28 protein-coding genes and 1 pseudogene are annotated in these 25,848 nt (G+C 64.0%); 12 read left to right on the top strand and 17 right to left on the bottom strand.

The genetic code is table 11. From position 1 onward, the window contains the following. From ACFWAY_RS46900 to ACFWAY_RS46885, 4 genes and pseudogenes are all read left to right on the top strand, one after another. Window positions 1-518 (top strand): nitroreductase family protein (locus ACFWAY_RS46900; RefSeq protein WP_378515414.1); only part of this gene is annotated, 518 nt, incomplete at its 5' end. A gap of 119 nt (window positions 519-637) precedes the next feature. Continuing rightward, window positions 638-1,831, top strand: coding sequence for an NADP-dependent malic enzyme (locus tag ACFWAY_RS46895; protein ID WP_378515412.1), 1,194 nt, complete (start codon window positions 638-640; stop codon window positions 1,829-1,831). Between the two features lie 234 nt (window positions 1,832-2,065). Further along, window positions 2,066-2,681 (top strand): annotated as a pseudogene (locus ACFWAY_RS46890) (protein kinase); the annotation flags it as partial. Next, a complete protein-coding gene (locus ACFWAY_RS46885) occupies window positions 2,658-3,218 on the top strand; it encodes a hypothetical protein (protein WP_378458609.1) in 561 nt (186 codons plus the stop codon). The pseudogene ACFWAY_RS46890 and the gene ACFWAY_RS46885, both read left to right, overlap by 24 nt. Window positions 3,219-3,263: 45 nt before the next feature. Here the strand turns inward: ACFWAY_RS46885 and ACFWAY_RS46880 are convergent, their stop codons facing one another. Next, on the bottom strand, window positions 3,264-4,424 hold the full coding sequence (locus tag ACFWAY_RS46880) for a globin domain-containing protein (RefSeq protein ID WP_378515411.1): 1,161 nt from the start codon (window positions 4,422-4,424) through the stop codon (window positions 3,264-3,266). A 777-nt stretch (window positions 4,425-5,201) separates the two neighbouring features. Here ACFWAY_RS46880 and ACFWAY_RS46875 point away from each other — a divergent pair. The 7 genes from ACFWAY_RS46875 (at window position 5,202) to ACFWAY_RS46845 (ending at window position 9,345) form a co-directional block, all read left to right on the top strand. After that, window positions 5,202-5,615, top strand: a complete 414-nt coding sequence (locus tag ACFWAY_RS46875; protein ID WP_378458606.1) for a hypothetical protein — start codon at window positions 5,202-5,204, stop codon at window positions 5,613-5,615. A gap of 103 nt (window positions 5,616-5,718) precedes the next feature. Continuing rightward, window positions 5,719-6,174, top strand: a complete 456-nt coding sequence (locus ACFWAY_RS46870) for a hypothetical protein (RefSeq protein ID WP_378515410.1) — start codon at window positions 5,719-5,721, stop codon at window positions 6,172-6,174. A 47-nt stretch (window positions 6,175-6,221) separates the two neighbouring features. Beyond that, complete coding sequence (locus ACFWAY_RS46865) at window positions 6,222-6,818, top strand: hypothetical protein (RefSeq protein ID WP_378458604.1); 597 nt, start codon at window positions 6,222-6,224, stop codon at window positions 6,816-6,818. A gap of 10 nt (window positions 6,819-6,828) precedes the next feature. Further along, the gene (locus ACFWAY_RS46860) at window positions 6,829-7,362 is read left to right on the top strand and encodes a hypothetical protein (RefSeq protein WP_378458603.1); all 534 of its coding nucleotides are present in this window, start codon (window positions 6,829-6,831) and stop codon (window positions 7,360-7,362) included. Window positions 7,363-7,414: 52 nt separating this feature from the next. Beyond that, entirely contained in the window at window positions 7,415-8,119 is a 705-nt protein-coding gene (locus tag ACFWAY_RS46855; RefSeq protein WP_378458602.1) for a hypothetical protein, read from the top strand. Continuing rightward, a complete protein-coding gene (locus ACFWAY_RS46850; protein WP_378458601.1) occupies window positions 8,119-8,766 on the top strand; it encodes a hypothetical protein in 648 nt (215 codons plus the stop codon). The genes ACFWAY_RS46855 and ACFWAY_RS46850 overlap by 1 nt, the downstream gene beginning before the upstream one ends. Before the next feature lie 54 nt (window positions 8,767-8,820). Continuing rightward, window positions 8,821-9,345: a hypothetical protein gene (locus tag ACFWAY_RS46845; protein ID WP_378458600.1), complete on the top strand. Its 525-nt coding sequence runs from the start codon at window positions 8,821-8,823 to the stop codon at window positions 9,343-9,345. Window positions 9,346-9,434: 89 nt separating this feature from the next. Here the strand turns inward: ACFWAY_RS46845 and ACFWAY_RS46840 are convergent, their stop codons facing one another. Next, the gene (locus tag ACFWAY_RS46840) at window positions 9,435-10,319 is read right to left on the bottom strand and encodes a phytanoyl-CoA dioxygenase family protein (RefSeq protein ID WP_378515409.1); all 885 of its coding nucleotides are present in this window, start codon (window positions 10,317-10,319) and stop codon (window positions 9,435-9,437) included. Window positions 10,320-10,421: 102 nt separating this feature from the next. After that, a complete protein-coding gene (locus ACFWAY_RS46835) occupies window positions 10,422-11,417 on the bottom strand; it encodes an enoyl-CoA hydratase-related protein (RefSeq protein ID WP_378458598.1) in 996 nt (331 codons plus the stop codon). Between the two features lie 635 nt (window positions 11,418-12,052). Between ACFWAY_RS46835 and ACFWAY_RS46830 the strand changes: the two genes are divergently transcribed. Next, a complete protein-coding gene (locus ACFWAY_RS46830; RefSeq protein ID WP_378458597.1) occupies window positions 12,053-12,535 on the top strand; it encodes a hypothetical protein in 483 nt (160 codons plus the stop codon). Window positions 12,536-13,193: 658 nt separating this feature from the next. Here ACFWAY_RS46830 and ACFWAY_RS46825 read toward each other — a convergent pair. From ACFWAY_RS46825 to ACFWAY_RS46760, 14 genes are all read right to left on the bottom strand, one after another. Further along, a complete protein-coding gene (locus ACFWAY_RS46825; RefSeq protein WP_378458596.1) occupies window positions 13,194-13,376 on the bottom strand; it encodes a hypothetical protein in 183 nt (60 codons plus the stop codon). 140 nt (window positions 13,377-13,516) lie between these two features. Then, a complete protein-coding gene (locus ACFWAY_RS46820; RefSeq protein ID WP_378515407.1) occupies window positions 13,517-14,518 on the bottom strand; it encodes a helix-turn-helix domain-containing protein in 1,002 nt (333 codons plus the stop codon). 41 nt (window positions 14,519-14,559) lie between these two features. Further along, window positions 14,560-15,990: an FAD-dependent oxidoreductase gene (locus tag ACFWAY_RS46815; RefSeq protein ID WP_378458594.1), complete on the bottom strand. Its 1,431-nt coding sequence runs from the start codon at window positions 15,988-15,990 to the stop codon at window positions 14,560-14,562. Next, window positions 15,987-17,036, bottom strand: coding sequence for a glutathione synthase (gene gshB, locus ACFWAY_RS46810; protein WP_378458593.1), 1,050 nt, complete (start codon window positions 17,034-17,036; stop codon window positions 15,987-15,989). The genes ACFWAY_RS46815 and gshB overlap by 4 nt, the downstream gene beginning before the upstream one ends. Further along, the gene (locus ACFWAY_RS46805; RefSeq protein ID WP_378515406.1) at window positions 17,033-18,415 is read right to left on the bottom strand and encodes an aldehyde dehydrogenase family protein; all 1,383 of its coding nucleotides are present in this window, start codon (window positions 18,413-18,415) and stop codon (window positions 17,033-17,035) included. Before ACFWAY_RS46805 ends, gshB begins: the two co-directional genes overlap by 4 nt. Before the next feature lie 35 nt (window positions 18,416-18,450). Next, a complete protein-coding gene (gene isoF, locus ACFWAY_RS46800) occupies window positions 18,451-19,488 on the bottom strand; it encodes an isoprene monooxygenase reductase (RefSeq protein ID WP_378458591.1) in 1,038 nt (345 codons plus the stop codon). Window positions 19,489-19,499: 11 nt separating this feature from the next. After that, window positions 19,500-20,522, bottom strand: a complete 1,023-nt coding sequence (gene isoE, locus ACFWAY_RS46795) for an isoprene monooxygenase oxygenase subunit beta (protein WP_378515405.1) — start codon at window positions 20,520-20,522, stop codon at window positions 19,500-19,502. Next, window positions 20,519-20,851, bottom strand: a complete 333-nt coding sequence (isoD, locus tag ACFWAY_RS46790; protein WP_025432436.1) for an isoprene monooxygenase effector protein — start codon at window positions 20,849-20,851, stop codon at window positions 20,519-20,521. The genes isoE and isoD overlap by 4 nt, the downstream gene beginning before the upstream one ends. Window positions 20,852-20,869: 18 nt before the next feature. Then, window positions 20,870-21,214 carry an isoprene monooxygenase ferredoxin gene (gene isoC, locus ACFWAY_RS46785; RefSeq protein ID WP_378515403.1) on the bottom strand — a complete coding sequence of 115 codons (345 nt, stop codon included), beginning with the start codon at window positions 21,212-21,214 and terminating at the stop codon, window positions 20,870-20,872. Continuing rightward, window positions 21,207-21,491 (bottom strand): isoprene monooxygenase oxygenase subunit gamma, encoded by a 285-nt coding sequence (isoB, locus tag ACFWAY_RS46780; protein ID WP_378458588.1) that lies wholly within the window; start codon window positions 21,489-21,491, stop codon window positions 21,207-21,209. Before isoB ends, isoC begins: the two co-directional genes overlap by 8 nt. 35 nt (window positions 21,492-21,526) lie before the next feature. After that, the gene (gene isoA / locus ACFWAY_RS46775; protein WP_378458587.1) at window positions 21,527-23,050 is read right to left on the bottom strand and encodes an isoprene monooxygenase oxygenase subunit alpha; all 1,524 of its coding nucleotides are present in this window, start codon (window positions 23,048-23,050) and stop codon (window positions 21,527-21,529) included. Between the two features lie 61 nt (window positions 23,051-23,111). Further along, window positions 23,112-24,467, bottom strand: coding sequence for a non-phosphorylative glyceraldehyde 3-phosphate dehydrogenase TadD (tadD, locus tag ACFWAY_RS46770; protein WP_378458608.1), 1,356 nt, complete (start codon window positions 24,465-24,467; stop codon window positions 23,112-23,114). A 77-nt stretch (window positions 24,468-24,544) separates the two neighbouring features. Next, window positions 24,545-25,246: a glutathione S-transferase family protein gene (locus ACFWAY_RS46765; RefSeq protein WP_378458586.1), complete on the bottom strand. Its 702-nt coding sequence runs from the start codon at window positions 25,244-25,246 to the stop codon at window positions 24,545-24,547. Between the two features lie 35 nt (window positions 25,247-25,281). After that, a partial coding sequence (locus ACFWAY_RS46760; RefSeq protein WP_378458585.1) for a glutathione S-transferase family protein occupies window positions 25,282-25,848 on the bottom strand: 567 nt, incomplete at its 5' end.

Raw genomic sequence — 25,848 nt, 5'->3', positions numbered from 1 at the left:
GGGCGTCGATCGCGGACGCGTTGACCGCGCCGGCGCCGCACCACACCCGGCCGGTCCGGTTCGTGTGGGTCCGCACCCGCGACGTCCGCGACACCTTGCTGACCCGGATGCGGGAGCAGTGGCGCACCGACCTCACCGCCGACGGGAGGGGTGCCGAGGCGGTGGCGGCGCGGGTGGCCCGCGGGAACATCCTGTTCGACGCGCCGGAGGTGATCATCCCGTTCTGCGTTCCCGACGGCGCCCACAGCTACCCCGATCGGCGCCGGCGGGCGGCGGAGGCGACGATGTTCACCGTCGCGGTCGGTGCGGCGGTGCAGGGGCTGCTGGTGTCGTTGGCCACCAAGGGAATCGGCAGCTGCTGGATCGGCTCGACGATCTTCGCCGCCGACATCGTCCGCAGTACCCTCGAGCTGCCCGCCGACTGGCAACCGCTCGGAGCGATCGCCGTCGGCCGCCCCCTCGAACCACTCACACCCCGACACGCCGCCGACCCCGGCGACGCCCTGATCGAGAGATGACCTGAGCACAACCGCGACCCGGCAGGACTCACTTGCGTAAGCGCTAGCTGTGCCCAATTGATGATCAATTGCGACGACACGCTCACGCGGATCGTCGATAGCCAAGGAATGAGTAGACAATGACCATTGTGTCCGAATCCACCACACCGCAGAAGGTCGAGCTGACCGACGAGGAGATCTTCGCCGGCCACATCGGGGGGAAGCTCTCGGTCGAGACCACGACCGCCCTCGATACCCAGCGCGCCCTGTCCATCGCCTACACGCCCGGCGTCGCGCAGGTGTCCCGCGCCATCGCCGCCGACGAAACGCTCGCCGATCGTTACACCTGGACCAGCCGCCTGGTGGTCGTCGTCTCCGACGGTTCCGCGGTGCTCGGCCTCGGGGACATCGGCCCCCGCGCCTCCCTTCCCGTGATGGAGGGCAAGTCCGCCCTGTTCAAGAGTTTCGCGGGCCTGAACTCGATCCCGCTGGTCCTCGACACCAAGGACCCCGACGAGATCGTCGAGACCCTGATCCGGCTGCGCCCGAGTTTCGGTGCGGTCAATTTGGAGGACATCTCCGCGCCGCGCTGCTTCGAGATCGAGAAGCGTGTCATCGAGGCCCTGGACTGCCCGGTCATGCACGACGACCAGCACGGCACCGCCATCGTCGTCCTGGCCGCGCTCAAGGGTGCGGTCAAGGTGCAGGACCGGGAACTGTCCGCGCTGCGGGTGGTGATCTCCGGTGCCGGCGCCGCCGGTGTCGCCTGCGCGAACATCCTGCTCGCCGCGGGTATCGCCGATGTGACGGTCCTCGACTCGAAGGGCATCGTCTCCAAGGATCGCCACGATCTGAACGAGGTCAAGGTGGATCTGGCCGCGCGCACCAACCCGGCCGGCCGCCGCGGCGGCATCGTCGAAGCGCTCGACGGGGCGGATGTGTTCCTCGGGGTGTCCGCGGGCACCGTCCCGGAGGAGCTGATCGCGACGATGGCGGAGAACTCCATCGTGTTCGCGTTGTCGAACCCGGACCCGGAGATCCACCCCGACGTCGCCCGCAAGCACGCGGCGATCGTGGCCACCGGACGCTCGGATTTCCCGAACCAGATCAACAATGTGCTGGCCTTCCCCGGGGTGTTCCGCGGTGCGCTCGATGCCGGTGCCCGCCGGATCACCGAAGGTATGAAGCTCGCCGCCGCCGAGGCAATCCTCTCGGTCGTCGGTGACGAGCTGGCTGTAGACAAGATCGTTCCCAGCCCGCTCGATCCTCGCGTCGCCCCCGCTGTCGCGGAGGCAGTCGCCGCCGCTGCCCGTGCAGAAGGCGTCACCGACTGAGCACCCAGCTCGAGATGAGGTACCGCATGGGCATCGGCGAAGGCGAGGGATTCGTCCGGAATGTGTCGCGCTCATAAGGCCGCCGGGGGCAGGAACGCGTTAGCGAAGGACTCGATGAGACGAGCGCTGAACGGTGCGCGGGCCACCAGGTGCCACCGTCGCTCGGTGAACCGGGCGGGGGTCATGCCGAATTGGACGAAGGTGTCTTCGGCCCTCGGCCCTCGGCCCTCGGCCCTCGTTCCGCGGGCCCGGCTGCTCGAACTGCTCCGGCCGGGGAGTGCCGACGCCTGGTGCTGATCCATGCCCCGGCGGGTTTCGGGAAGAGCACCCCACCGCCGGTGGCGCGAGCACCTGATCGGTGAGGGCGTGCCGGTGGCGTGGCTGAGTATCGATCAGGACGACAACAATGTCGTCTGGTTCCTCGCACCTGGTCGAGGCGATCCGAATGGTTCAGCCTGCCCTCGCCCACGAGCTCGGACAGGTCCTGGAAGAGCACGGTGACGAGGCCGAGCGGTACGTACCGACCTCACTGATCGACGACATTCAGGACGGTGGCGAACTGCTTGGGGTGACCATCGACGACTGGCACCGCGTCACCGATCCCACCACCATCAAGGCAACCGACTTCCTGCTCTCCAACAGCTGCCACCACCTGCAGGTGGTGGTAACCAGCCGCAGCCAGTCCGGGCTTCCCCTCAGCGCGTACGGGGTGCGCGATGAGCTGGTCGAGATCGATTCCACCGCTTTGCGTTTCGACGTCGAAGAAGCCCAGTCCTTCCTGGTGGATCTGCGAGGTCTCGCCCTCACCGCCGAGGACGTGACCCGGCTGCGCGCATCCACCGACGGATGGTTCTTCTCATCGATCCCGACGCCGACCGAGCCAACCAAGCCATCACGCTCGGCCACTGAACTGCTGACCCAAGCACGACGGGACGCACGGCCCCGGGCGGAACTGCGTAACCAGTTGCTACTAGCTTGTGCGCTCTATGCGGCTGACCGCCGTGATGATGCCATACGTGAGCTCGGGCTCGCGATCGTCCGTTGTGCGCAGCACCGCCTTGCCCGCACCGTTCTCGACGCGGGCACCCCGGAATACTCGACCTCCTCGGCACCTTCGAAGATCATCTCGACCTGTACTGCACCCCGCACCGCCAGGCTGGACCTCCGACGTGGCGGCATGTGTGACCGCGCTGCCCCGCGACGTCGATTTCTGAAGCGCCTGGCTTCATCTCTGCCACGTTCGAGTCGACGTCGGTTCATCCAGTCCCCACCCGTAGCGCGCACTCTGTTGGCGAGACTCGTGGTCTACTCTCCGACTGAGCCGTTCGCGGTCCCGGCGACCATCACGACACCCGTCGATGTCCTGAGCTCGCTGCTTCAGCGGTGAGATCCACGCAACGTGGAGGTCTTCAAGACTTCGCGGCGCCGGCTCTCAGTACAGCGGGTCATGGCGAATGTGGCAGGCATCGACTCCGGCGGCCATCAATCGATACTTGGTTGTGTGGATCATTGACGGTGATCCCACGACTTCGATGTCGTGACCAGTCCAGTCCGCGTATTCGGCGACCACACGGCTCATCTGGCCGGTGAGTGGATCGTGCACACCGCCCGAGGGCCGCGACGTTCTCGAGACCCACCACGGATTGTCGCTGTACTCGGTTACCGGGATGACGGTCAGCTGCGGATTCGTCCGCGTCAATGCCCACAGCATGTCGAGGTCGTACAGGTCACAGGGGTAGGTGCCGCCGACAAACAGATGCGTCCGAGGGTTGCCGTCAAGCTGTGCGGTGTCCATCAACTGCGCTCGCAAAGGAGCGATTCCGGTTCCTTCGCCGATCATCAGCCGACTTCGGCGAGGTTCGCGCCACATACCGAGGGAACCGAGTGGTGATCCGATCAGCCAGGTGTCGCCGATCTGTGACTCTCCTACGATCGCGGGACTCACCCAGCCACCGGATACTCGTCGGACATGGAACTCGACGATCCGGTCCGGTGTGGGTGGCGTTGCCAACGACAGGTAGCGCCACATTCTGGGACGCCTGGGTACCTGCACGCTGACATACTGTCCCGGTTCGTACGACATCGTGTGGTCGAGTTCCAGACGCACGATGGCGAGGTCGTCGAGTACTCGGCGATGTTCGATCACCATGCCCACACGTGTCGGAGGTCCCTCGTCGGAGTTGGCGGCCTCGGTCATGATCGAGGCGATAAGTGCGATCGTCAGACGCCACGCGTTGTCCGTCTCGTCGGTCCAGAGTTCAGGTCCGGCAAGGTTGGCCAGCGCGGCGACGAGTGCCTCGCCGACGGCGGTGTAGTGCTCCTCTGTGACTCCGTATTTGCGGTGATCTCGTCCGAGTTGGGCTAGCAGGGGGAGTACGGATTCCGGTGCATCGAGTTGGTCGATGACGTAGCTGATCGCCTGCATCAGTCGATCGCGTTGCGTGTCCATGGCTGCCGGGAAGTGCTGGCGGGTCTCGGGATGAGTGGCAAACAGAATGGCGTAGAAGGAACGTGCGAACTTGTCCTCGCCTTCAGGGATCGCTCCGATAGATTTGAAGCTTGATCGGACCAGTGAAATCGTCAGGGGATCCACGACAATCGGTGACCTTTGTCTTCGTTCGGATTGGTGCGTGATGTCGTCCCCACTTCCCCCCGGACGAATTCACGCTGATCGTGGTGACGGGAGCGGTGTGCCAGGGCTGAGCGAGTGCCGATGACGCAGGACAAGTGGCCTTCGGTCGGCGCCGGTGACGGCGATCAGCACGAGGACATCGTCAATCTCACCTCATCGATAGGGCCGGATGGATCCTGCCGGGTTCCGTTTCGCGGACGTAGTCGGCTCCATCCGGGTGTTTCCCTCGGATTACACACCTGGTGAGGCGTTCGCGGGACCGAGGTGGTGATTAACGGTCGAATGCGAAACCAATCAGCAGGATCCCGCTACCAGTTGACGACCGCAGCGATCAGCGCGCGGGTACGCGACAGGCTGCGGCCCGCCGCACATGTCACGGCGCGGCGTGGAGGGGCCGATCAGGCTCATGACACGAGCTCGAATCTGGGGGGTTGGAAACACGGCGCTTCTTCGTTGGCAGGTGACGAATCAGCGAGCGCGAATGTGTTCCCGAAATGCAGGTAGTCCGGTGATGGCCCCGATCGGGATCCTTGTCATGATCTTTCATGTCGGAAAAGCAGACAGAAATCAGTAATTGACGAGTGAAAAATCAATGCCTACGGTAATTGCGGATGTGAGCGGTGTCACTCGGCGATGTCGTGGCGAGATGTGAGCTAGTACCGAGGCGCCCTCCAGTCTAGTGAAATGTGCATCTGCACAGTTCTTTTGAGACAGATTGACTGAACAGGAGTCGAACCGATGAGCGACAAGCTGAAGTTTTTCTCGCAGGAGTGGTGTGAACTGGCGCTCGAGGCTGCCAACGCGAACCCGGAGGTGTACAAGGGCTTCAAGGACCCCGATTCGTTCACCAATCGCATGGAATTCGGCACAATCGGTAAAGACGATGTGGCTTGCCATATCGAGTGGGAGAAGGCCAGGATCATCTCCTGGACGATCCGCAAGTTCGACGAGAGCGACCTGTGGTTGAAGATCAACGGGACGCTCGAGACGTGGCAGCGCGCGGCCGAGGGCGACGCCGAGGGCGGAAAACTGCTGCTGGCCGGAAAGGTCAAATTCGCCAAGGGGCCGATGTCGGCGGCCATCGAGAATGCTGGAGCCTTCAACAATTTCCTGTTGTCGTGGGGTCAGGTGCCCACGGACTGGGACGTGTGACCCACTGACAAACGGCCCGTGTGGGACTCGCGTGTTCGCCAGGCGAGTCCCGCGCAGGGCCGATAGGACATATCGCTGACCCTGCTGTGAAAGGCCATGATCGATGACCACTGTTGAATCCGAGACATACCCGGTCACCCTGTACGACGGGGACGATGCGAACGGCGTCGCCAGCATCCTCGGGATGCTGCTCGAGCAGAACGTCGAGAACTTCCCGTCCCGAGTCAAGTTCGCACGTAAGATCTCCCGGCCGGTGTCGATCTACAGCACCGACACCGACAGCGCCTGCACGATCGTGTTCGGCACCGACGAGGCAATTGTATACAACGACATCGTGGGTCGGCCGAGCGTCACCATCAGTGCCAGCGTGAACCAGATCCTCGACGTTTCACAGTTGCCGATGAAAGCCGGCGGGTTGATCCCGGTGGGCTTCTTCACCAACCGTGGGATGAAGGTGCTCGGCGGAATCGTCACGCACAAGCTTGTGGTGAAGGGTCTTCTCACACACACGCTGACGGCGTTGCGCACTATCGCGCTGGTCTCGGTTGTCGAGTCGTGACGGCGATTTCGAGCCGGAACAGGCACACCCTCGATGGCGAGGCCACCATGCCGATCGTATCTCCCGACGAGATCGCACCAGGCGGATTCGCCGAGCCGCCGCGGCGCGCCTCGACCACAACGAATGTGGCGCGCGTACTCCTGGTTCTCGCGCTGATTCCGGTGGGTGCGTTATACCTGTATCCCCGGATCTACGACTTGACGGCCACGCCCTATCGGCTCGACCAAGCGGTGGTGTCCGCCGGCAACTACAACCCGGCCCTGGATCAGATTGTCGAGCACGAGAAGGTCACGCTGGCCGCGTTCGACGCGCTCGACAAGATGAAGGCATCACTGGCGAGTGTCCTGAGCACCGATGCGGCAGTGACCGCCGAACTCAACACCCTCACCGGCCAGATCACGGGCGACGTGCAGAAGACCCTCGACCTCGCCGGCGCGAACGTGACCGATCTCGTCGCCTCGCTCGACACATTGACCGAGCACATCAGCTCACTCCAGCCGCCGGTCGACGGCGCCACCGCGGCGGTCGCCGGCGACCGCGCCACCTTGGACGCCATCCTCACCGACGCACGTTCAACCGCCGCCAAGGTCCAGAGCGCCCGCCTGTCGGCGGAAGAATCCGCCAACGACCTGTCTGGAAAGTAGGAGAAGTACCTTGATTTTCTTCGGACGCCGCGGCGGACCGGCGCGCCTGGTTCTGTCAATCGTCGCGGTCGGGGTTCTCGGCCTGCTCGCCTTCGTCGTGTTCAACCTGAACACCCGACTCGACAACCAGCAACGCGCCAACGAAACGAGCATCACTGCCTCCCAGGGCATCGTCGACGTCAACGACCGACTGACCAATCAGCTCCAGCAGCTGACTGAACTCACTCACACCGCGCAAACCGCACTCGATGCTACGGCCGCACTCGGGCCGCTGCTGACCAAGCTGGATGAAGCGATCACCCCGGCCGCGCAGATGCTTGCCGGCAGCACCGACGGCGCGCAGCTGACGAACGAGCAATTGACCAACATCCAGGGCATCCTCGGCGAGGTCCAGAACACCGTGCTCCCGCTCGTGGAGTCAGCGGAAGCGTTCGGCGACCAGGGCCGGCAGCTGCTGGTCATCGTTCAGGGCCTTGTCAGCGACCTGCAGGGTTCGGTTGCTGCCGCGCAAACCATCAACGAAATGCTTCCGCTCCCGGGCTGAAACCACCTTCTCTGCTCCAACCGATCTGTACCTACTCTCGACTGGACGTGACATGCAGCAGGGCACCGACTTACCGCCAGAGGCGTACCCCCGCCGAGGCCTGGCCGGACTTCAGCGACTCGATATCCCGGCTTCGGCGCTGCCCTACCGAAAGGGCGTACTGCCCCACCGGATGGACATACCGAATACAGCAACACCCAGTTCCACCGGGTTCGCCGTAGCCACCGAATGGATGGGCCGCCTCGCCGCGGTCCTGGCCGTGGTCCTGTTCGGGCTGGTCTTTGCGGCCATCCACAAGGGTCAGCTCGTGCAGGACAGCGCGCGCACGATCGTGGACAACTTCCGGCTGACCAACGAATACTTCGCCCAACGGGCGGACCTCACCGCCCCGGCCACGGCACACAAGCAACTCGACGAGCTGGCGGGGGTGTTGGCCCAGCTCAACGTCGCCACCGCCGCCGACGTCGATCACCTGGCTGCGCTGCTGCCGGACGCACGTGCGTTGCTCGCCGCTGGGCAAGGCGACACCCAGATCGCAGGACAGCTCGAGACTGTCGCCACCACGTTGCAGGGTTCGGCGGCTTCGCTGCATCAAATCTCGGCGGACGCGAACACCACCGTGAGCGACGTGAACAACGAGCTCACCACTGCGATAGATCTCGTGAACGCACTCAACGCGGAGCTGACGCGGACGACGAACAAACTCGCGCTGGTTCCCGAACAGGGCGCTTTCATTCCTGCACCGGGAGGGAACTGATGATCACCAAGAAGGCATGGCTCGGGGTCGTGCTCGGGCTGGGGCTCGCGCCCGCTGTGCTGCTCTGCGCCGTCAATGGGTTTCTTCCCGGACTCGACGATGTGGTCGACCCGCTGGGGCGACCGTCGCAGCTGAGTCTCGAGGTCATCGATTCCGCCGGCCAGTTCGACACACTGACCTCGATTCTCGTCCCCAAACACGCCCGGCTGGCCTCCGATATTCAAGCGTTGGACCCGCTGGCACACGACCTGGAAGGCCTGACCACCAAGGCCGGAGAGCTGACGGGACAGGCCAAGACACTCAATGCCAGCACCGGCACAGTCAGCACGATCGCCTCCCCACTGCCTGACCTCGTCGCGAACGTGACCGATCGCGCCAACCAAGCGAGCCCGACGGTGGCGGGACTGTCGACCGCCGTCGGCTCGGTCACCACGCAGCTCGAGGCCATCAACCAGGGACTGACCACGATCGAAGGCACCTTGGGAACGCTCGGCCCCAAGGCCACCGCCATCGCCGCGACGCTGGCGAACGTCGAGGAAGAAGCCCGGCACATCCAGGAGCTCGGACCGCTGCTCGCGGTGGTCGGTCCCCCGGTCAACTCCCTGAACCTCCCCCCTCTCGGCGTCGCGACCACCCCCACCCCGTAACGCTCGGACGGCTCAGGAACTGACACACAACGAGTGAAAGGCAGAACACACATTATGTTTCGGCTCTCCTGGGCGATTGCCCTGGCATTCGCCATCGCACTCTTATGTGGCATTCTGATCGTCACACGAGACTTGAGCATCACCAATGACATCTTCAAAGACGGTGTCAATCAAGCGAAAACCGTTGACCAGACCACCAACGAGGCACTGTCCGGGGCGAAGGAATTGCCTCCCGCCAACGCCGCCATCAACCAGGGCCTTCCGGAAGTCATCGGAGTGCTCGACTCCCTCACCCGCGCTGACCAGACCCTCGGGGATCTCGGCACCCAACTCCAGGCTCTCGGTGACGCCCTGAAGTCCGCGGATGCCCCCCTCGGCGGCATCATCGACGCAGGTGCATCTGCAACCGATCAGGCAAATGCCGCCGCCGTTCCCGCGGGGCAAATCGTGCACACCCTGGCGGACGCCGACGCGAAAGTTCAAGCACTCGCCCCCCTGTTGGACCGATCACTCGCCCTCGGGCAAACGATCGACCAGAAATTGCGCATCGCGCTGATCCTGCCGGTCATCGGCAACTGACACGACACCAATATGGGTGAGCCCGCATCAGGGGTTCGGCGGCAGGATGGTGTTTCCTGGGAACGGCCGATAATGCTGGCGTCATCTTGTCAATCGTGAAGGGGGGTTTCGTGCCACACCACAGGGAACAGGTCGCCGCCGATCGGGGTGCCGGGGGTCATCGGCGGGACTGAGAACCCACCGATACTGGGAAGGTGGTCGAAGCTGGTACCCGGCCTCGGATCCCACACGACCTGGTCACCTGTGAAGATCGTGGTGACGGCACGGCGAGATCGACTGGAATGGTTGGCGCGCGATCCGTGGACGGTCTTCGGGTGGTGCAGTAACGCATCGCCCGGCTCGGCCTCGCCAATGAACCATTGATGCTGGTCGTAGTCGGCGTCGAAATCGGGTGATTCGGGGAAGGGTGAACTCTGATAGACCGCAGCAACATCAGGATTTCCGCTGAAACTGCGGGGCCGGTAGACGGGACCAAGGTGTGAACCTTTCAGATAGTGGATCGCCCCGCTATCAGTGGTGACGGTGTCGAGCGGTACCCAGATACGGAAGTACTGAGCGCCGTCGACAGGGAGGTAGGCATAGTCCTGGTGGAAGGGCGCACCCTGTCCTGATCCCGGTTCCTGCGCGAACACCTGGTCGTAGAAGAACCGCAATGATCGCGCCGAAGAGTGCATCTGGCGGGCGATGTCCTTGGTCGGCCCGCGCAGAGCCCAGCTGTTGAACGCGGAGTCGATGAAGCGCGGGAACGCTTGGGAGAAGAAGCGGGGTTGCCCTGCGGACGTGTAGTTCTGGGACGTACTGTGCACGTCCGTCATCATCCGATCTACGGCGGTCCGGAGGTAGTCGATCCACGCCGGAGGGATCACTGCTTCGAGGCGGATGACTCCGTTGGCAGCGAACTCCGCCCGTTCCTCGTCGGTGATTTCGCGGCGCAGCTGCTCGGTGGGGTGCTCACTGTGGTGGTCGGTGGTCATTGGATTTCCTTTGCAAGGTGACCGCGGGCGGTGTGGTGGGTCATCGTGGAATCAGCCTTCGGCTGAGGGGCCGACGGTCGCGGAGTGGTGACAATCGGGTTCTTAGGGCGTCGCGTGGACTCGGTGGTGCCGACACCGGGGTGGAGGCACGCAGTGAGATGCGTGGACGAGCGTCGCCGAGTGGAGGTGGCGAACGTCCGACGGCCCCGACATCGACATCCACTCAGTGGTGGGTGAAGGTCGGGTCGCGCTTCTCGATGAACGCGGACATGCCTTCCTTCTGATCGTCGAGTGAGAACGTCGAGTCGAAAGCCCTCCGCTCGTAGCGCAATCCTCGCCAAGAGTGGTCTCGAACGAACGTTTGACTGCTTCCTTCGCCATCATCGCGACCGGTCGCGACATCGATGCGATCGTCTCGGCGATGCTCTGCGCCTGGCCGAGGAGTTGATCGGCGGGGATGATACGACCGATCAGTCCGGCACGCTCGGCCTCAGCCGCGTCCATCGTGCGCCCGGCCAGTAGTAGGTCCATGGCCTTGGCCTTGCCGGTCGCATGCGTGTGGCGTTGTGAACCGCCGAGACCGGGGATCCCCCCAGAGTGATCTCGGGTTGGCCGAATCTCGCGGTCAGCCGCGATAACGAGGTCGCACATCATCGCCACCTCGCGGCCGCCACGATGGGCACATCCGGCTACGGCGGCGATGGTCGGCTTGCGTACCGCTGCCGGCCGTTCCCAACCTGCGAGAAAGTCGCCGGCGAATACATGTGCATAGCTTTGGGGCCACATCTCCTTGATGTCGGCGCCGGCGGCGAAGGCGCGCTCAGAGCCTGTAAGGATGATGGCGCCGATCCCTGGGTCGTTCTCCAGGCCGTCGAGCGCGGTGATGATGTCCGCGAGCATCGGCGAGTTGGGGGCATTGAGCGTCTTGGTCCGGTTCAGTGTGACAGTACCGACCCGGCCCTTACGCCCGACCGGGATCGTTTCGGAGTCGTTCACCGCTGATTTCCTTTCAGTCTGTCTGATCGTGGCCTGTATCGACCGCGTGGGAATGTCGATGTCGTATGCGGAAGTGGTCGCGCGACCTGCGGTCATCTGCATTGATCGGGGCAGTTCCAGTGTGCGCCTGCGCGTGCTCCGCACAGGACCTGCCGCAATCCTGTAGAGCTGCAGTGCCCGCGCCGGGCAATCGCGCACCGAGGGGTTCAGCTTCGGCGTCTGAGCTGTTGACGAATTGCCGGAACGGCATGGCATCCAGAACTTGCTGCGGCACACCACCGGTGACTCCGATGCGACTCGGTCATTGGCTGGTGAGCACTGCCGCAACGCCTACCGCTACTGCGATCACGATCACCGAATAGAGGATGAGATCCCATAGGCGGCATGATCGGGGCTCGTCACGGCCGAGGCCTGACGCAACCAACTCTGATTCTCGTTTCATCTCCATACACCTCATGACTGTCGACTGAGCGGGCCGAATCCCTCGCGGCGTAGCAGTTACCTGACTGCTGGTGGAGCGTGCTCCGTAGTGCATCCGACCGGTGGGCGTCCTGATCGCTTCGCCGGGTAGACCGGCTGGGGTAACCTCTCGATAAACATTTCACGACTAAGAAAGAGTATCCAGTGAATAATTGACTAGCCATCTTTTCACTCATATGATTATGTGATCCACAACACAAGTTGGGATCGGGTGCAACCCCGACAAGGCGATCGGATTTACAGAAGAGGCGCGACCAATGGACGCGACGGACGAATTTTTCAGCTGGACCTCACGGCGAACTGTCATCGGTTCGTGTTCTCGAGCGTCGTCGGCGCCGGGACTGCCGCGGGCGCAAAGTGATATGGCCGACCATCTGCCGCAACGCGGCCTTGACGTCAGGCTCGTGGTGTCCGGCCGCCACTGCCGATTGATCACCTTCACTCAGGGTGGCCTCGACTACGTCGTAGTGACCGTTGGCTCGGTTCGAGGACGACGCGACGTGCCCATCCGGGCAGTCGACGAGGAGTCGTTGCTGGTAGATGCGAGCCGCAGCGCGACGTCCGCGGAAATACTGATTGGGATTCCGATCGATCCGAGGACGGTGAATCCCGTGCGGTGCCGCGAACGTGTGCTGTCCTCCCAGCTCTGCCAGGGCGGCCCGATCCGGCAGATGCTAAATGTCACAGGGGTTCACTCGGTTCTCGTGCCGGTCCTAGCTCCTGCGAACAATGCGGCGTAGCCGCCTGTTCGCGGCCGCGTCGAGGCACGGGAATTCCCGCGCACGGCGATGATTCATCGCGTTGGCACGCGTTCGGTGGCGCATCCTGCCCGTAGGCACACAAATGGTCTCGAGCGAGACAGAAAGCAGACTTCCTTGTTCATCTTGGAGAAGTTCTTCACCGCGATTCTCACTCTGAGCGGCGCCTCATTCGGTGGCTGGCCGCTGTTCGAAGACGACGATCCAGACGACTCGTACTGGGACCAGGAGCGATCGAGTTGACCTGGCGGTGCAACGGACTCCGGCGTGCGCACAGCTGCGGCCCCGAGGGGAGGACTCCCAGGGCGTCACGTCTCGAGGACCACCGTTTCCGGCGTCTGGAGAATTTCTTGCGCAGGCCGCCACACCCGTAGGTGACGGAGCGCATACCGAGGCGACAACCCGGGTTACCCAATAGCAACAAAGTCCGGGCCGCGAGCAGCGCACGGAGCTCCATCACTCATGCCAGACCTCGCAAGCGCGCGCCCTGCGCATTGAAGTGGGGGACGGCGGAAGGGCGCACTCACCCCCACTCCGCCAGCCAATCCCTCCTCTCAGGAGACGGCGAGTGTCTTTTCGCGGGGATTCGGCTGGGGCGTATGACCCGGCTCGTGCAGCGCCAGTCCGAGCACGCCGGCGGCTACAAAGACCGCTCCATGGACGAGGAACCAGAGGGCAGGGCCGTCGACGCCGTTTGGGAGGTGGGCATACTGGCCGCCAACTGGATGCTCTCCTCGTTGCCGCTGACGAGACCCTGGAAGCGGGGGAGCACGGTGTTGAGCTGTCCGACACGGGCGGTCACGTCGGGGCAGTTCTGGGACATGAAATTTGAATTCGAGTGCAGCTCCGCAGCAACCCTTTTAGTTCGGAAGACTGCCCGGATTCAGTGCCGCACGGATTGCGTCGTATGAGATGAGTAGCGGTGCCAGATCGACGGTGCGATATCCGCCGGGCCTTCGCGTATCAGTTGCCTGCGGGGGAGTGCACCATTTCTGCTGTTCTCGTGTGGGTGGGGTCGTGACGGTCGAGGACCTCGAGCGCAGCGCAGGAGTACTTCCCGCTCGCATATTCGCGGGGTGTGACCGCGTACCGGCGCTTGAACTCTGTAATGAAGTGGGAGGCGCTCGAATAGCCCACGGCACGTGCAACTTCGCTCACACTGATGCCGGATTCGGTGATGAGCATGCGTCGAGCAGCGGCCAGTCGCTCGGATTTGAGGAACTGGTAGGGACTGACGCCGATCGTCGCACGGAAGGTGTGCGCGAACGCGGACTCGCTCATCTGGACCTCCCGCGCGATGTCACTCACACTCATCGATTCAGTGAGGTGAGACCTGATGTACTCGATCGCCGACCGCGTAGGATCGACGTCGGACTCGCGTGAGGCCACCTCGAGCGGATCCTGGCAGCTGACGATCTGCAGCAAGCGATACACGATCTCCTGCAAACAGATCGGTGCGAGCACTCGCTCGTCCAACTCGCCATCGAGGGCGCGAAGAAACCGGAGAATTGTGTGGAGTAGTCGTGCATCGACACGGAAGGTGCCGCTGCACTGATTGCCACCCGGACGGCCACGCCGGGTGATCGGCACCGCCGCGGCATCGCTGACCAAGACATCCGTCGAGATGCGACGAATGATCGCCGTGTCGATCTGCAGAAACATCGCGAGGAAGGGATGGTCGGCGGAGGCCTCGACTACTTCGATCGCGGGGCACAGACGGTCCGTGAAGACGATTCCCTCGAGTGGACCGCATCCGTGAGCGGTGCGATCGATGTCCACGGACAGTCGGCCCTGGGCGACGAGACCGAAGGTGACACCGTGGGCCGGTTCCCACGAATACGGACCCGGCTCCTCGAACCGGCAGACGGTTACCCCCCGCGCCTCCCGAGCCCCGTTCACACCCGCCCAGCAGTTCAGTTCGACGAGCAGGTCTTCCACCGGCATCGGCTCAGTCACACTGTTCACAACTGCGCCTTTCGTCGTGAGTCGGTGCTGGTTCGGCGCGGTCACATCCGATCCGACAATCGGCGGGCGGCGAGCTGAATTGCCTCCCACACCGTGGCGAACGGTGGGGCATACGAGAGATCCATCGCGGCAAGGTCGTCGACGCTCATCTCGCCCCACAGTACCGCGGCGGCAGTGTCGATCCTCTTGGCTGACTGCGCCCCGCCCACGATCTGCACACCGAGCAACCGGCGCGTACGACGGTCGGCGATGATCTTGGTGGCGATCGGTGATCGCTCCGGCATATATCCACTCGCCGTGCCGCCGGCAGTGACCAGAGACTCCACGTCGTACCCCGCCTCGGTCGCCTCCCGAGTCCCGAGGCCTGTACGGGCGACCTCCACGTGAGTGCCGGCGGACACGAACCGGGTAATGGCGGTGCCTAGAACACCAGGGAACTCGTGCGATCCGCCAACTGTGTTGTACCCACAGATGCGCCCCTGCTTGTTCGCGTGGGTGCCCAGGGGCGCCAGGACGTACTGCCCCCGGATTCGGTCGATGACTTCGCAGCAGTCCCCGGCGGCCCAGACGCCCTCGGCGACCTCTTGCCGCTCGTTGGGCAAGTAGCCACCGCGTTCGCCGATGGGCAACCCGGCGGCCACGCCGAGTTCGGTCGCCGGGCGCACACCGAGTCCGAGGACGACGACGTCGGTGGGGTAGACCTGCCCGTTGCTGCCGGTGACCGACCGAACGTGGCCGTCGCCGCTGTCGATGTCGATATCGGCAACCGTGGTGTTCGTGACGACGTCGACTCCGCCGGCTTGGACGGTCTCGCGCACCCTCTCACTCATATCGCAGTCGAGGCTGCTCATCACAGCACTGCGGGTCAGGAGTGTGGTGCTGAATCCGCGTTGCACCATCGCTTCCGCCATTTCGACGCCGATGTACCCGCCGCCCACCACCACCGCGCGGCGGCGGATGGCTACTCCATCGCGTGACCGGCGGGAGACGAGATCGAGCCAGTGCCGGGCATGATCGAGATCCTTGACCGGGTGCACGCCTCCCACCAGTTCACCCCCGTCGGTCACCGCCCACTCCGGGATGATCGGATGGGCACCGGTGGCGAGGACAAGCTTGTCGAATCGAACAACTTCCTCCTCACCTCCGGTGTTGTGGGCGTAGGTGACCGTGCGAGTATCGAGGTCGATCTGGGTTGCGGTGACGTTCATCCGGAGGTCCACCCCCATAGCCCGATGCTTTTCGGGCGTGCGAGCGCTCAATTCGTCGGCGGTGCCGACCGTCCCGGACACCAGGTATGGGATGCCGCAGGCAGAATACGAGGTGTCGGAGGTCTTCTCGAGCGCGATTACGTCGACGTCGCGTCCCGCGGCTTTCGCGCTGCGCAGCGCTTGATGGGCCGCGCTCATACCTGCGGCGTCGGCGCCGATGACGACGATGTGCTCGCGCTGTTTCGGTGGGATCGCCGTGCTCATCGCATCTCCGTCATGGTTGTGCATCGGGCGACCGCCCATTCGATCGTGTCGGCGGCCAGGTGGGTTCCGCTGAGCGCATCGATCTCGCGGATTCCTGTGGGGCTGGTGACGTTCACTTCGGTGAGCCTGTCTCCGATGATGTCGAGTCCGACGAACACGAGTCCACGCCTGACGAGCTCGGGTCCGAGTGTGTTGCAGATTTCACGGTCGCGGGCGGTCACGGTGTCGCGCACGACGCGTGCACCGGTGGCCATGTTGCACCGGAATTCATCGCCGGCGCCGCCGGTGTCGACGATGCGGCGGACGGATCCGATCGGCTGTCCGTCGAGGACGATCACGCGACGGTCTCCCGCTGTCTCCGCCTCCGGAATGTACTGCTGGACGACTACGTGCTGGTCACCGCGGACGGTGGCGGTGTCGAGTATCGAGTGCAGGTTCGGGTCATGCGGTCGCAGGAGCATGATGCCCCGGCCGGCCATGCCGTCGGTGGGTTTGAGAACTGCTGTTCCCCAGGAATGTACGGCTTCGACTATTTCGTCTCTGTCCGCGGAGACGAGGGTGGGGGGACCCAGTTCGGGCATCCGCAGGGCGAACAACTTCTCGTTCGCGTCGCGGAGCCCAGCAGGGGAGTTGATCAGCAGCGTCTTGGTGGGATCGACCAAGTCGAGGATGAAGGTGGCACGAAGATAGTTGCTGTCGACCGGAGGGTCGGTCCGCATGAAGATCGCCGATACCTCGTCGAGAGGGAGGCGGCGGGATGCGCCACTGGTGTACCAGTCGGTGTCGGCGATCCACTTGTCTTCGCTCAAGACCGCTGGGCGTAACGTCACCTCCCGGCATCGGGCGAATACGCGCCCTCGATCGATGCCGAGCTCGCCGATCGTCGTGGTCAACACGCGATGGCCGGCCAACTGCACTTCCTCCATCAAAGCGATGGTGGTGTCGTGCGCGGGTGCCAGTCCGGCAAGGGGATCGGTGATGAACACGAAGTCCAACCGAAGCCCAGACCGGGCCTGCGGGTCGTCAAGCACTGGCGGCCCGCTCATGACGCCACCTCGCCGATAGTGCGATGTGTCGACTCCCCTGTCCATGCGGCCGGTACCAAGCCGCTGTACATGGCACTTTGCGGTCCCTGTTCGCGGGCAGCGACACCGAACCGGGTGCGGTCGTCTGTGGAGTCGTCCCCCCAGATCGATGCGTAGCCGTCACGATGGCGCCGAGCGTCGAATACCCTGTCGAGGTCGGCGAGGGTGTCCCAATGGACGATGGTGAGCACGGGTCCCAGTGGTTCACGGGAGTGGGCCAGTGCCTTTGCCGCGGCCTTCGACGTTGCGTCGCCGAGGTCGACGACCGTGGTGGGCAGCCGCCACCCCATTCGATGCCTGATGTCATCGGGAATCGTTCCCCCCAGCAGTACCCGCCCGCCGCCGGCGTCCAACTCGTCGATCCGATCGAAGGCCCGCCGCCGGACGGGTTCGCTGGGCAGGGGAGCGGCACGATTGTTGAAGAGGGTCAGCTGGCAGAGAACCGCAGCGATGGCATTCTTGGCGACGTCCCGGTGCACCGCGACGGTGTGTAGACCGAACGGTCCGCCGGCGTTGTGGACCCGAACTGCTTCGGCGATGTGGGAGGCCATCGTCGCGAATTTGTCATTCGCGAGGCCGGGGTAGACGATCGCGGCGTTGCCGCCGCCGGCCAGGGTTCGCAGGGGCACGTGTGTCCGGCGTTCAGCTCGGCTGGCCCGGCTCAGGGTGGACTCGTTCGCCCGCACGTGCAGCGTCTGGAGTGCGGTACTGCTGATGAGTGCGGCGCCCACGTCGACGCCGGTGCCCTGCACGATGTTGAGAACGCCGGCGGGAAATCCCAGCTGGTCTGCAATGAACGCGAACGCCACCGGTGACAAGGGACCGCGCAGCGACGGCTTGACCACTACGGTGTTTCCGGCGGCCAGTGCCGGGAAGACATTCAGCAGCATCTCCGAGAACGGTGCCCCCCACGACAGTACGTGCCCGGAGATGCCTGCGGGTGTGAGCCTCGGGTGCAGGACCTCTCGGGTAAGGATCGCGCGAGCGATCCTCAATGTCGATTCGATAGTGGCGAGGGAATCGGCGTATCCGAGACCTGTCTCGGTCGATTGCAGGCGTGCCAGCTCGGGTGCCGCCTCGGCGAGCCGGTGCAGCAACAGAGCCAGCAGCTGGTCCCGGGTGTGTAGCTCGGACCAGGGCCCCGACAGCGCGTCACCGGCGGCCGAGATCGCCCGATCGACGTCGAATCGCGACGAGAGGGGCACAACCGCGGTGATCGTGCTGTCGGAGGGGTTCCGGATCTCGTACTCGTAAGGCGCGGCCGGAAACACCCACCTTCCGTCGATGAGGTTACGTGCGTAGTGCTCATCGGTCGGTAGTTCGATGGTTTCCAGCAACATGATGGATCCTTCCGAGTTCGAGAGGGGTACTGCGTTCAGGCGATGAAACGGTCGAAGAACAGCCGGTCCGCGGAGGCCCCACGCTCGCGCACCAGCGCTCGCAACGCCGCGTCGACCAGTCCGGCAGGGCCGGCGAGATAGATGTCGTGATCACTGAGATCGGTCCAGTCTTCGGCGACGTGGTCGATCACCCGCCCTACCCGGGAATCGTCAAACACGTCCCATCCAGCCGGCTCGTTGCCAGCGAGGACGGGATCTTCGACCGAGACGGCGACACGGGCACCGAGTTCGTTCAAGCGGGCGAGCCGATCGAGGAGAACGATGTCCCCGGCCATACGTGCACCGATGTACAGGTCCACCCGCCGCGCCCGGTTCTCGACGAGAAGTTCCTCGGTGATCGCGAGGATCGGTGCCAGCCCGGTGCCGCCCGCAATACACACCGCGGGACGCTCGGACCCCGGTTGTGCGTATGCACGCCCATACGGTCCTTCGACCAGAATGTCCTCGCCCACCTGGACTTTATCGAAGAGCCAACTCGATGCCGCCCCGCCGGGCTTGGCGCGGATGATGAATTCCACGGTGGTGGAACCGGCCCCGTCGGCGGGGTGCGCCATCGAGTAGGCCCGCCGAACGCCGTCCGGTGATTCCAGGAGCATGAACTGCCCTGGCAAGAAGTCGATGGGTGAGCTGAAGTCGAGGGTGAAGAGAGCGGTGTCGGGGGTCAGCGCTTCCCGGCCCAGGAGTCGGGAAGTCACACGCTCGGGCACTGCCTCTCGGCTCACCGTCGGCCCGTCGAGTATCGGTGCCTTGATTGTGCAGTTGGCCGTGGGAATCGACTGGCACATCAGGATCCGATTGCCGCGTCGGCGATCACGTTCGGAGAGCCCGGAGGCGTCGGGCCAGAGGGTCTTGACCTCCCCGTCCACGAGTTGCGCGCGGCAACTGCCGCATCCACCGCTGGCGCATTCGTAGGGCAGGGCCAGTCCGGCCCGGAGGCCGGCCCGAAGAAGTGTCTCTTCGGGCCCGCACGTCACCGGTCCCTCGTGCCCACTGAAGTTCACTGTGACAGTCATGGTCTCAGATCTCAATCGGATTCGGCCCGCAGACCGACGAGGTCGAGGAACGAGTGCCAGTCCTGGCGGACCGCGGCGGAAATCTCGTCCGCGGACGCTCCGCTGGGTGACGCGACGATCCGCGCGCCGGCCTCGATCATCTCGTTCCCGCGTGCGGCCCATTCACTCAAATGACCCTGAAGCACATCCAGATTGCCGGCGTCAGCCGCGACGAGAAATTCGACCAGTGCCACCGACCAGCGCTGACTCCGCAGGCTGTCACGCCAGAGGTTCTCCAGAATCAGCGAGTCCAATCGTGCTCCGACCCGGGCGGTTTGGTGCCGGAGCTGGACGAGGAAGAGCTGATCCGCAATCGCCTTGGTCACCAGATTGGTCGCGACGAATGCTCGGTCCCAATCGAATTCCACGAGGGCCCATTCGAATGCGGCCCGAATCGGCTGCCAGTCGGGGCGCTCGGTCCAGAATTCCTTCTCCGCGGTGCCGAAGCCGCGTTCGGGATGCGTCAGCTGCAGCTGGGTGGTGCGGTACGCGGTGAGCTGCACCCGGCGGAGCTGGTCCGCGGTCTGGAAAGCGGCACAGTTGCCGATATAGCTGCTGATCGCGAGCTGCTGGACGTAGGCGGACAGCATCTGCTGGCTGTGCGCGACGTACCGCGTCGGGGTCAGGGCCCGCACCAACAGGGTCAGTGCCTCATCGGAAAGCGTCTCGTCGGAGCCTTCGCCGTCGAACTGGGCGATCAAACTTTCGACGTAGGTCTCCTGATCGTCCTGGTCGGCAACATAACTGCCGTAGGTGACGGTATCGGGATCCCGGAAGCTATCCCAGTCGGCGACCGTCAATTTCATCGAGTCGCGGTGCTCGCGCAGCCACACGTTTCCGTGAACGTCTGGTCCCATTTCGAGTGGCACGGGCCCGGTGGTGTGGTTCATGTTGTGCGTGAGAACTTCGTATTCGGTGGGCCGTCGCCCGAGATTGCCGAACGCACTCCAGGTCTTGAGCCCGCGCGAACGGGACCGCGGTGTCTTGTTGGTCATGACTTCTCCTGTCCGGAGTTCTGGTAGAACCAGACGTATTCATCGGTGCGAGTCTTGAGGCGCCCCTTGAACGAGGGCATGTCGATCTCGAGCGCGGCCAGCTGATAACTCTGGCCGAAGTGCTTTTCCAAGCTCGACTGCGTCAGGCGGCACGCTCCGCGTGTGTGGATGCGGACATAGTCCTCGCGGTCGAGTACCAGCACGTCCTGTCCCGGGTTGTCCTCCTCGATCGCATCGATCACCGCCTCCGCAAGGTTGCCGGCCCGGATGACCGGACCCACAAGGTCGGGGGACGACTCGTCCGAGGCATCCATGTCGACAATGGTCATGAGTGTGAACTCCTACGGTCAGTGATGCGCCGCGGCCGGCGACTTGAGGCGAACTTGAATGACACCGTCCATGATTCGGACGTCGTGCTTGTGCAGACAGGTGTCTCGGGGATTGACCCCGGAACCGGTCAGCGCGTCGAACTGCCACTCGTGTGCGCGGCAGGTGACGACACCGTTCTCGAATTCCCCCTCGACCAGCGAGATGCTCTGGTGTGGGCAGATTCCGTCGTACGCGCGGACCTCACCGTTCACCTTCACCAAGAGCACTTCGTCGTCTCCGACGTCGAACGATTCCATCTCGTCGTCCCACAGTTCGTCCTCGGCGACCAGGTCGACGAAGTCGTTGCCGGGTGCGTCAGCCATCGGAACTCACCTGCTCTCGGAAGCGGACGTCGACCCATTGCAGCGGTGGGATCGTGCGGGTGCCGAGTAGCTCACCGAGGGTGGCGTCGGAAGTCATCACGGTGCCGTCCACGAGCGCCTCGAATCCGGGGCTCACCTCAGGTTTCGGGACCCGCCGGCCCACCGCATGCGCCGCGACCTTGCGGGCGATCTGATCCCAGGTGTCGTCGGTGTCCACGGCCACGAGGAGTGGGACGAAATCGCCGACGAAACGGCCGGTGATGGGAAAGGGTGCCATGTCAGTTCTCCTTGGCAATCAAGTGAAGTCGGGTCTCAGATCGAGATCGGTTCGCGTTCAACGGATTCCTCCACCAGTGCGGGCTTCGACGGGAGGTAGTCCTTCGCCCAGGCGTAGTCGTACACGTCGTCTCCCATCACGTCCGGGGTCAGACCCATGTAGAGCAGCCCGCCGGCGAGGTCGGCCGGGAGAATCTGTCCGTCGATGAAACGGTCGATGAAGCTCTGGTGGCCGGCGTAACGCTCGGGGTCCTGCTCGAAGCACCACTTGGAGATCTCGGAATCGAAGTGGTAGAGCCGCCCCTTGTAGATCAGGCTGTGGTCGGCGAGATCGTGCCGGGAGAACGCAGATCCCAACGGGAGCTGGGTGAGGTTGCACAGCGCCGGCAACGTGTCCGGCAGAGTGTCCTCGATCCGATCATCGTTGACGTTCTTGATGATCTCGTCCCACATCACACCATAGTTCTCTTCCCAAGTGGGGTACTTCTCCCGCAGCCATTCCCGTTCGTCCTTGGAGACGCCGGCATTCGGCTTCCAGAACAGCGTGGGGCGCCAGAACCAGGTCCCCAGATGCATGGCGTGATGGCCGTTCTCGAGCGAGTACATGAACTGGTCCCAATACCAGGGCTTCTTCAGCCCGTAGTCCTCGAGGATCCGTTCGTGGTGGTTGACGATCCACTCGAGCATGAATTCCTTGAAGCTCATCTTGCGCTGATCTAGGGGTGTGTAGTAGTCCATCGCCGGCCCGGTCAACGTCTGGAACAGCCGCGTGGACCGCCAGAAGGCGACATCGAGTGCCTTCTGCGCGCGGGCGGGGTCGTGCTCCATCAGGATCGACAGGGTGGGGAAACCCTGCTGAGCGTGGCGTGCCTCATCGGTTTGGATGGAGGACAACAGGTTCGACCAGTTGATGTCGCCGGCAGCCATGGCGTCGGCGGCCAATGCGACGAACTGGACGTTGGTGAATCCGTGTTCGACGGTCAGGCTCGTCGCCAGCGCGGCCTCGACGCAGTCGGCGTTGAGCATCGCATCGTCGAAGAAGTTCTTCACCGCCAGGACACCCCACTCCTTGGTGTGGAACGCCTTCTGCGACCAGTCGAAACGCGGATCCTGCTTGAGCAGATCGTGGGAGAAACGCAGATCGAGCTGGGCGTGGCGGGTCTCGTCGAGCATCCCGAAGACCCCGAGATTGCGCCAGCGCGGGGTCGGCGCGAACCGACAGAATCGGCTCTGCATGGTGACCGCCATGTGCTCGACCATGCACGTGGTGCCCATGTGTAGGTGCGTCGTGGCGACGTGCGCAGGGTCGAGCTTCTCGTAGGTGCCGGAACGCACCAGGGCGCTGCTGACGGCCTTGACGCCCGACTCTTTCTCACGCTGGATCCGGACGTAGTCGCGGTACGACACCCGGAACGGTTCGTCCCACTTGTCCCAGGCCTCCTTCGGTACGTCCCCCGCACCGCTCCAACTCGTCGGGAACGCCACCGCCGGATCGACGTAGCTCAGTTCCCAGTCGAGGTCTCGCGAGATGTCGTACCAATCGTCCCGGTTCAGTAACATATTGTGCGCCTTCCATTGTGACGGTATGAGCGGTGGTCTTCTGGATGGTTCCGTTCAGCGGTCATCGTTTGACCCGCAGCACTCGGTAGTTGGTGTACTCGAGGACACCGTGGATGGACTGTTCGACGCCGAGGCCGGACTGCTTGACGCCGCCGAACGGCACATCGGAGGAGAGCATCGGATGCTGGTTCACCCAGACCGTGCCCGCGTCGACCCGTTCGGCGACCTCGGTCGCGCGCTGTTCGTCGGAGGACCACACCGAGGCGCCGAGCGCGAGTTCGGAGTCGTTGGCGCGCGTGATCACATCATCGATGTCGGTGTAGGTCAGGATCGGCAGGACCGGGCCGAACTGTTCCTCGCGAACCAGGGGCACGGAGTCGTCGACCCCACGCACCAAGGTGACCGGGTGGAAGTAACCGGGGCCCTCGGGCACCTCACCGCGGAAGTACACGTCGGCGCCGCGGTGGGCCGCATCATCGACATAGCCACGCACCTTGGCGAACTGGACGGCGTTCTGGACCGGGCCCATGTCGACGCCGTCGTCGAGCCCGTTGCCCACCTTCACCCCCTTGGCGACCTCGGCCAGAGCTTCTTCGATCGCGGGGGCGAGGTGCTGGGGCACGTAGAGGCGCTTGAGGCCCGCACAGACCTGACCACAGTTCGACAGGGCACCCCAGTACAGATCCGCCGCGATCGACGCTACGTCGACGTCGTCGAGGACGATGCCGGGATCGTTGCCACCGAGTTCGAGGGTCAGGCGCTTGAGGGTCGCGCCGGCGCCCGCCATGATCGACTTCCCCGCGCGTTCGGACCCCGTGAACGTGATCTTGTCGATCCCGGTGTGAGCAGTCATCGCCCGGCCGAGATCGTCGCCGCCGCTGAGCACCTGCAGCACACCCGGGGGGAGGATCTGTTGCGCGAGCTCACCCAGGCGCAACGTGGCCACCGGGGTCAGGGGTGAGGGTTTGACGATGATCGGGTTGCCGGTAATCAGGGCGGGGCCGATCTTCCACAGCGCCAGCAGGAGGGGATAGTTCCAGGCGGTGATGCCCCCGACGACTCCGACCGGTGCACGGTGCACCTCGATCAGCTCGTCGTCGTTGTCCCGGATGACCTCGACAGGAATGTCCCAGCTCGCATACCGCTCGAGACCGCGCAGACCCGATTCGATCTCGCCGGCGGCCTTCGCCAAGGGTTTTCCCTGTTCGAGGGTCACCAGACGGGCCAGTTCGTCGATGTTGGCACGCACGTGGTCGACCAGGCGAAGGACGATGCCTTGTCTGAAGGGGAGGTCGTGCGTAGCCCAGTGCTCGGCGGCGCGCCGAGCGGCAGAGACCGCGGAGTCCAGGTGCTCGACTCCGGCGTCCGGAACCTCGACGAAGGCCGACTCGGTGGCGGGGTTGATCACGGGGATCACCGCTGCGGTGGTCGTGATCTCTCCGTCGATGGTCAGCCCAGGTGGGGTGCTGTTGGACAGAGAATCTGCGGTGATACTCATGGTTGACTTCCTTCCGGGCGGAAGAGGGTCTTGAACTGTTCCGCGCTGTAGACGTGGTTTCGGGCCTTCTCCTCGCGCGGGTCGGAGATCCGGACCTTGGCTGCGGGTCGGGCAGAAATACGGTCGGCCCACGCTTTGACGTTGGGGTAGTCGGAGACATCGACCCCGTGCCCGGCGGCCACCCGAGTCCACGGGAAGGTCGCGATGTCCGCGATCGAGTACTCGCCGGCGAGGTACTCGCGATCACGTAGCCGGTCATCCATGACGCGGTAGAGGCGGGCCACCTCGCCCGCGTAGCGGTTTCGGGCGTACGGGTTGTCGATTCCCTGCTTCGGGGCATGCGAGACGAAGTGGGCGGCCTGTCCTGCCATCGGTCCCTGGTTGGCCACCTGCCAGAACAGCCAGCACAACACTTCCTGGCGGGCGATCGGATCCTCGGGGAGGAGGCGACCGGTCTTCTCCGCCAGGTAGAGCAGGATGGCACCGGATTCGAAGATCGCCAAGTGCCGGCCACCGGGGCCATCGTGATCCACGATGGCCGGCACTTTGCTGTTCGGATTGATCTCGACGTACTCCGATTCGAACTGATCGCCCTCACTGATGTCGGTCCAGACGATCTGGTAGTCAAGTCCCAATTCCTCCAGCGCGATGAGCACCTTCCGCACGTTGGGGCTTGTGTAGTAGTAGAGGTCAATCATCGAACGATGCTCCAAGAGAGTCGATTACCGGCGGGTTAGATGTCGTACTGCTTGCGGATGCGGTCCAGGTAGTCCACGAGGTTCGCCTTGGACTGGACGTATCCGGATCCGAGCCACTGCTGCGGCTGGTCGGCGATGTGCCGCAGCGTCGAGTACACCGAGGCGTCGATCGAATGCAGCTTGTCGCCGAGGAAGAAGTCCTTGTCGGCCAGGAAGTCGGACAGAGCATCGATGTCCGCCCGGAAGAACTCGACGACGACCTCCGCGCTACGCCGGCCCATACCCTGGCCGTCGAACTCGGTGAGGATCCGGCCCCGGAACCCGTCCAGGCCTTCGCGCATCTCCGGGGTCACCTCGGCGCCCTGAACGATGTACGGGATGTAGGTCTCCCACCCGCTGTCCTCACGCCAGCGCGGCTGGATGATGCCGCTCCAGTACAGGTGCTCCTCGATCAACCGGTTGAAGGCGAGAGCCAGGGCAAGCTCCTGCTTGCTCAGATCCGCATCGAGCTTGTCGCCGTACTTGTCCTTCAGGTAGGCGATGATCGTGTTGGAGTCGCCGACTTTGGTTCCGTCGCTGTCGACGATGTACGGCAGCTTGCC

It is taken from the genome of Rhodococcus sp. NPDC059968 (assembly GCF_042738615.1).
In the GTDB taxonomy this organism is placed as follows: domain Bacteria; phylum Actinomycetota; class Actinomycetes; order Mycobacteriales; family Mycobacteriaceae; genus Rhodococcus_F.
Note: the sequence above shows the minus strand (reverse complement) of the source record. Positions and strands in the feature narration are given on the sequence as shown.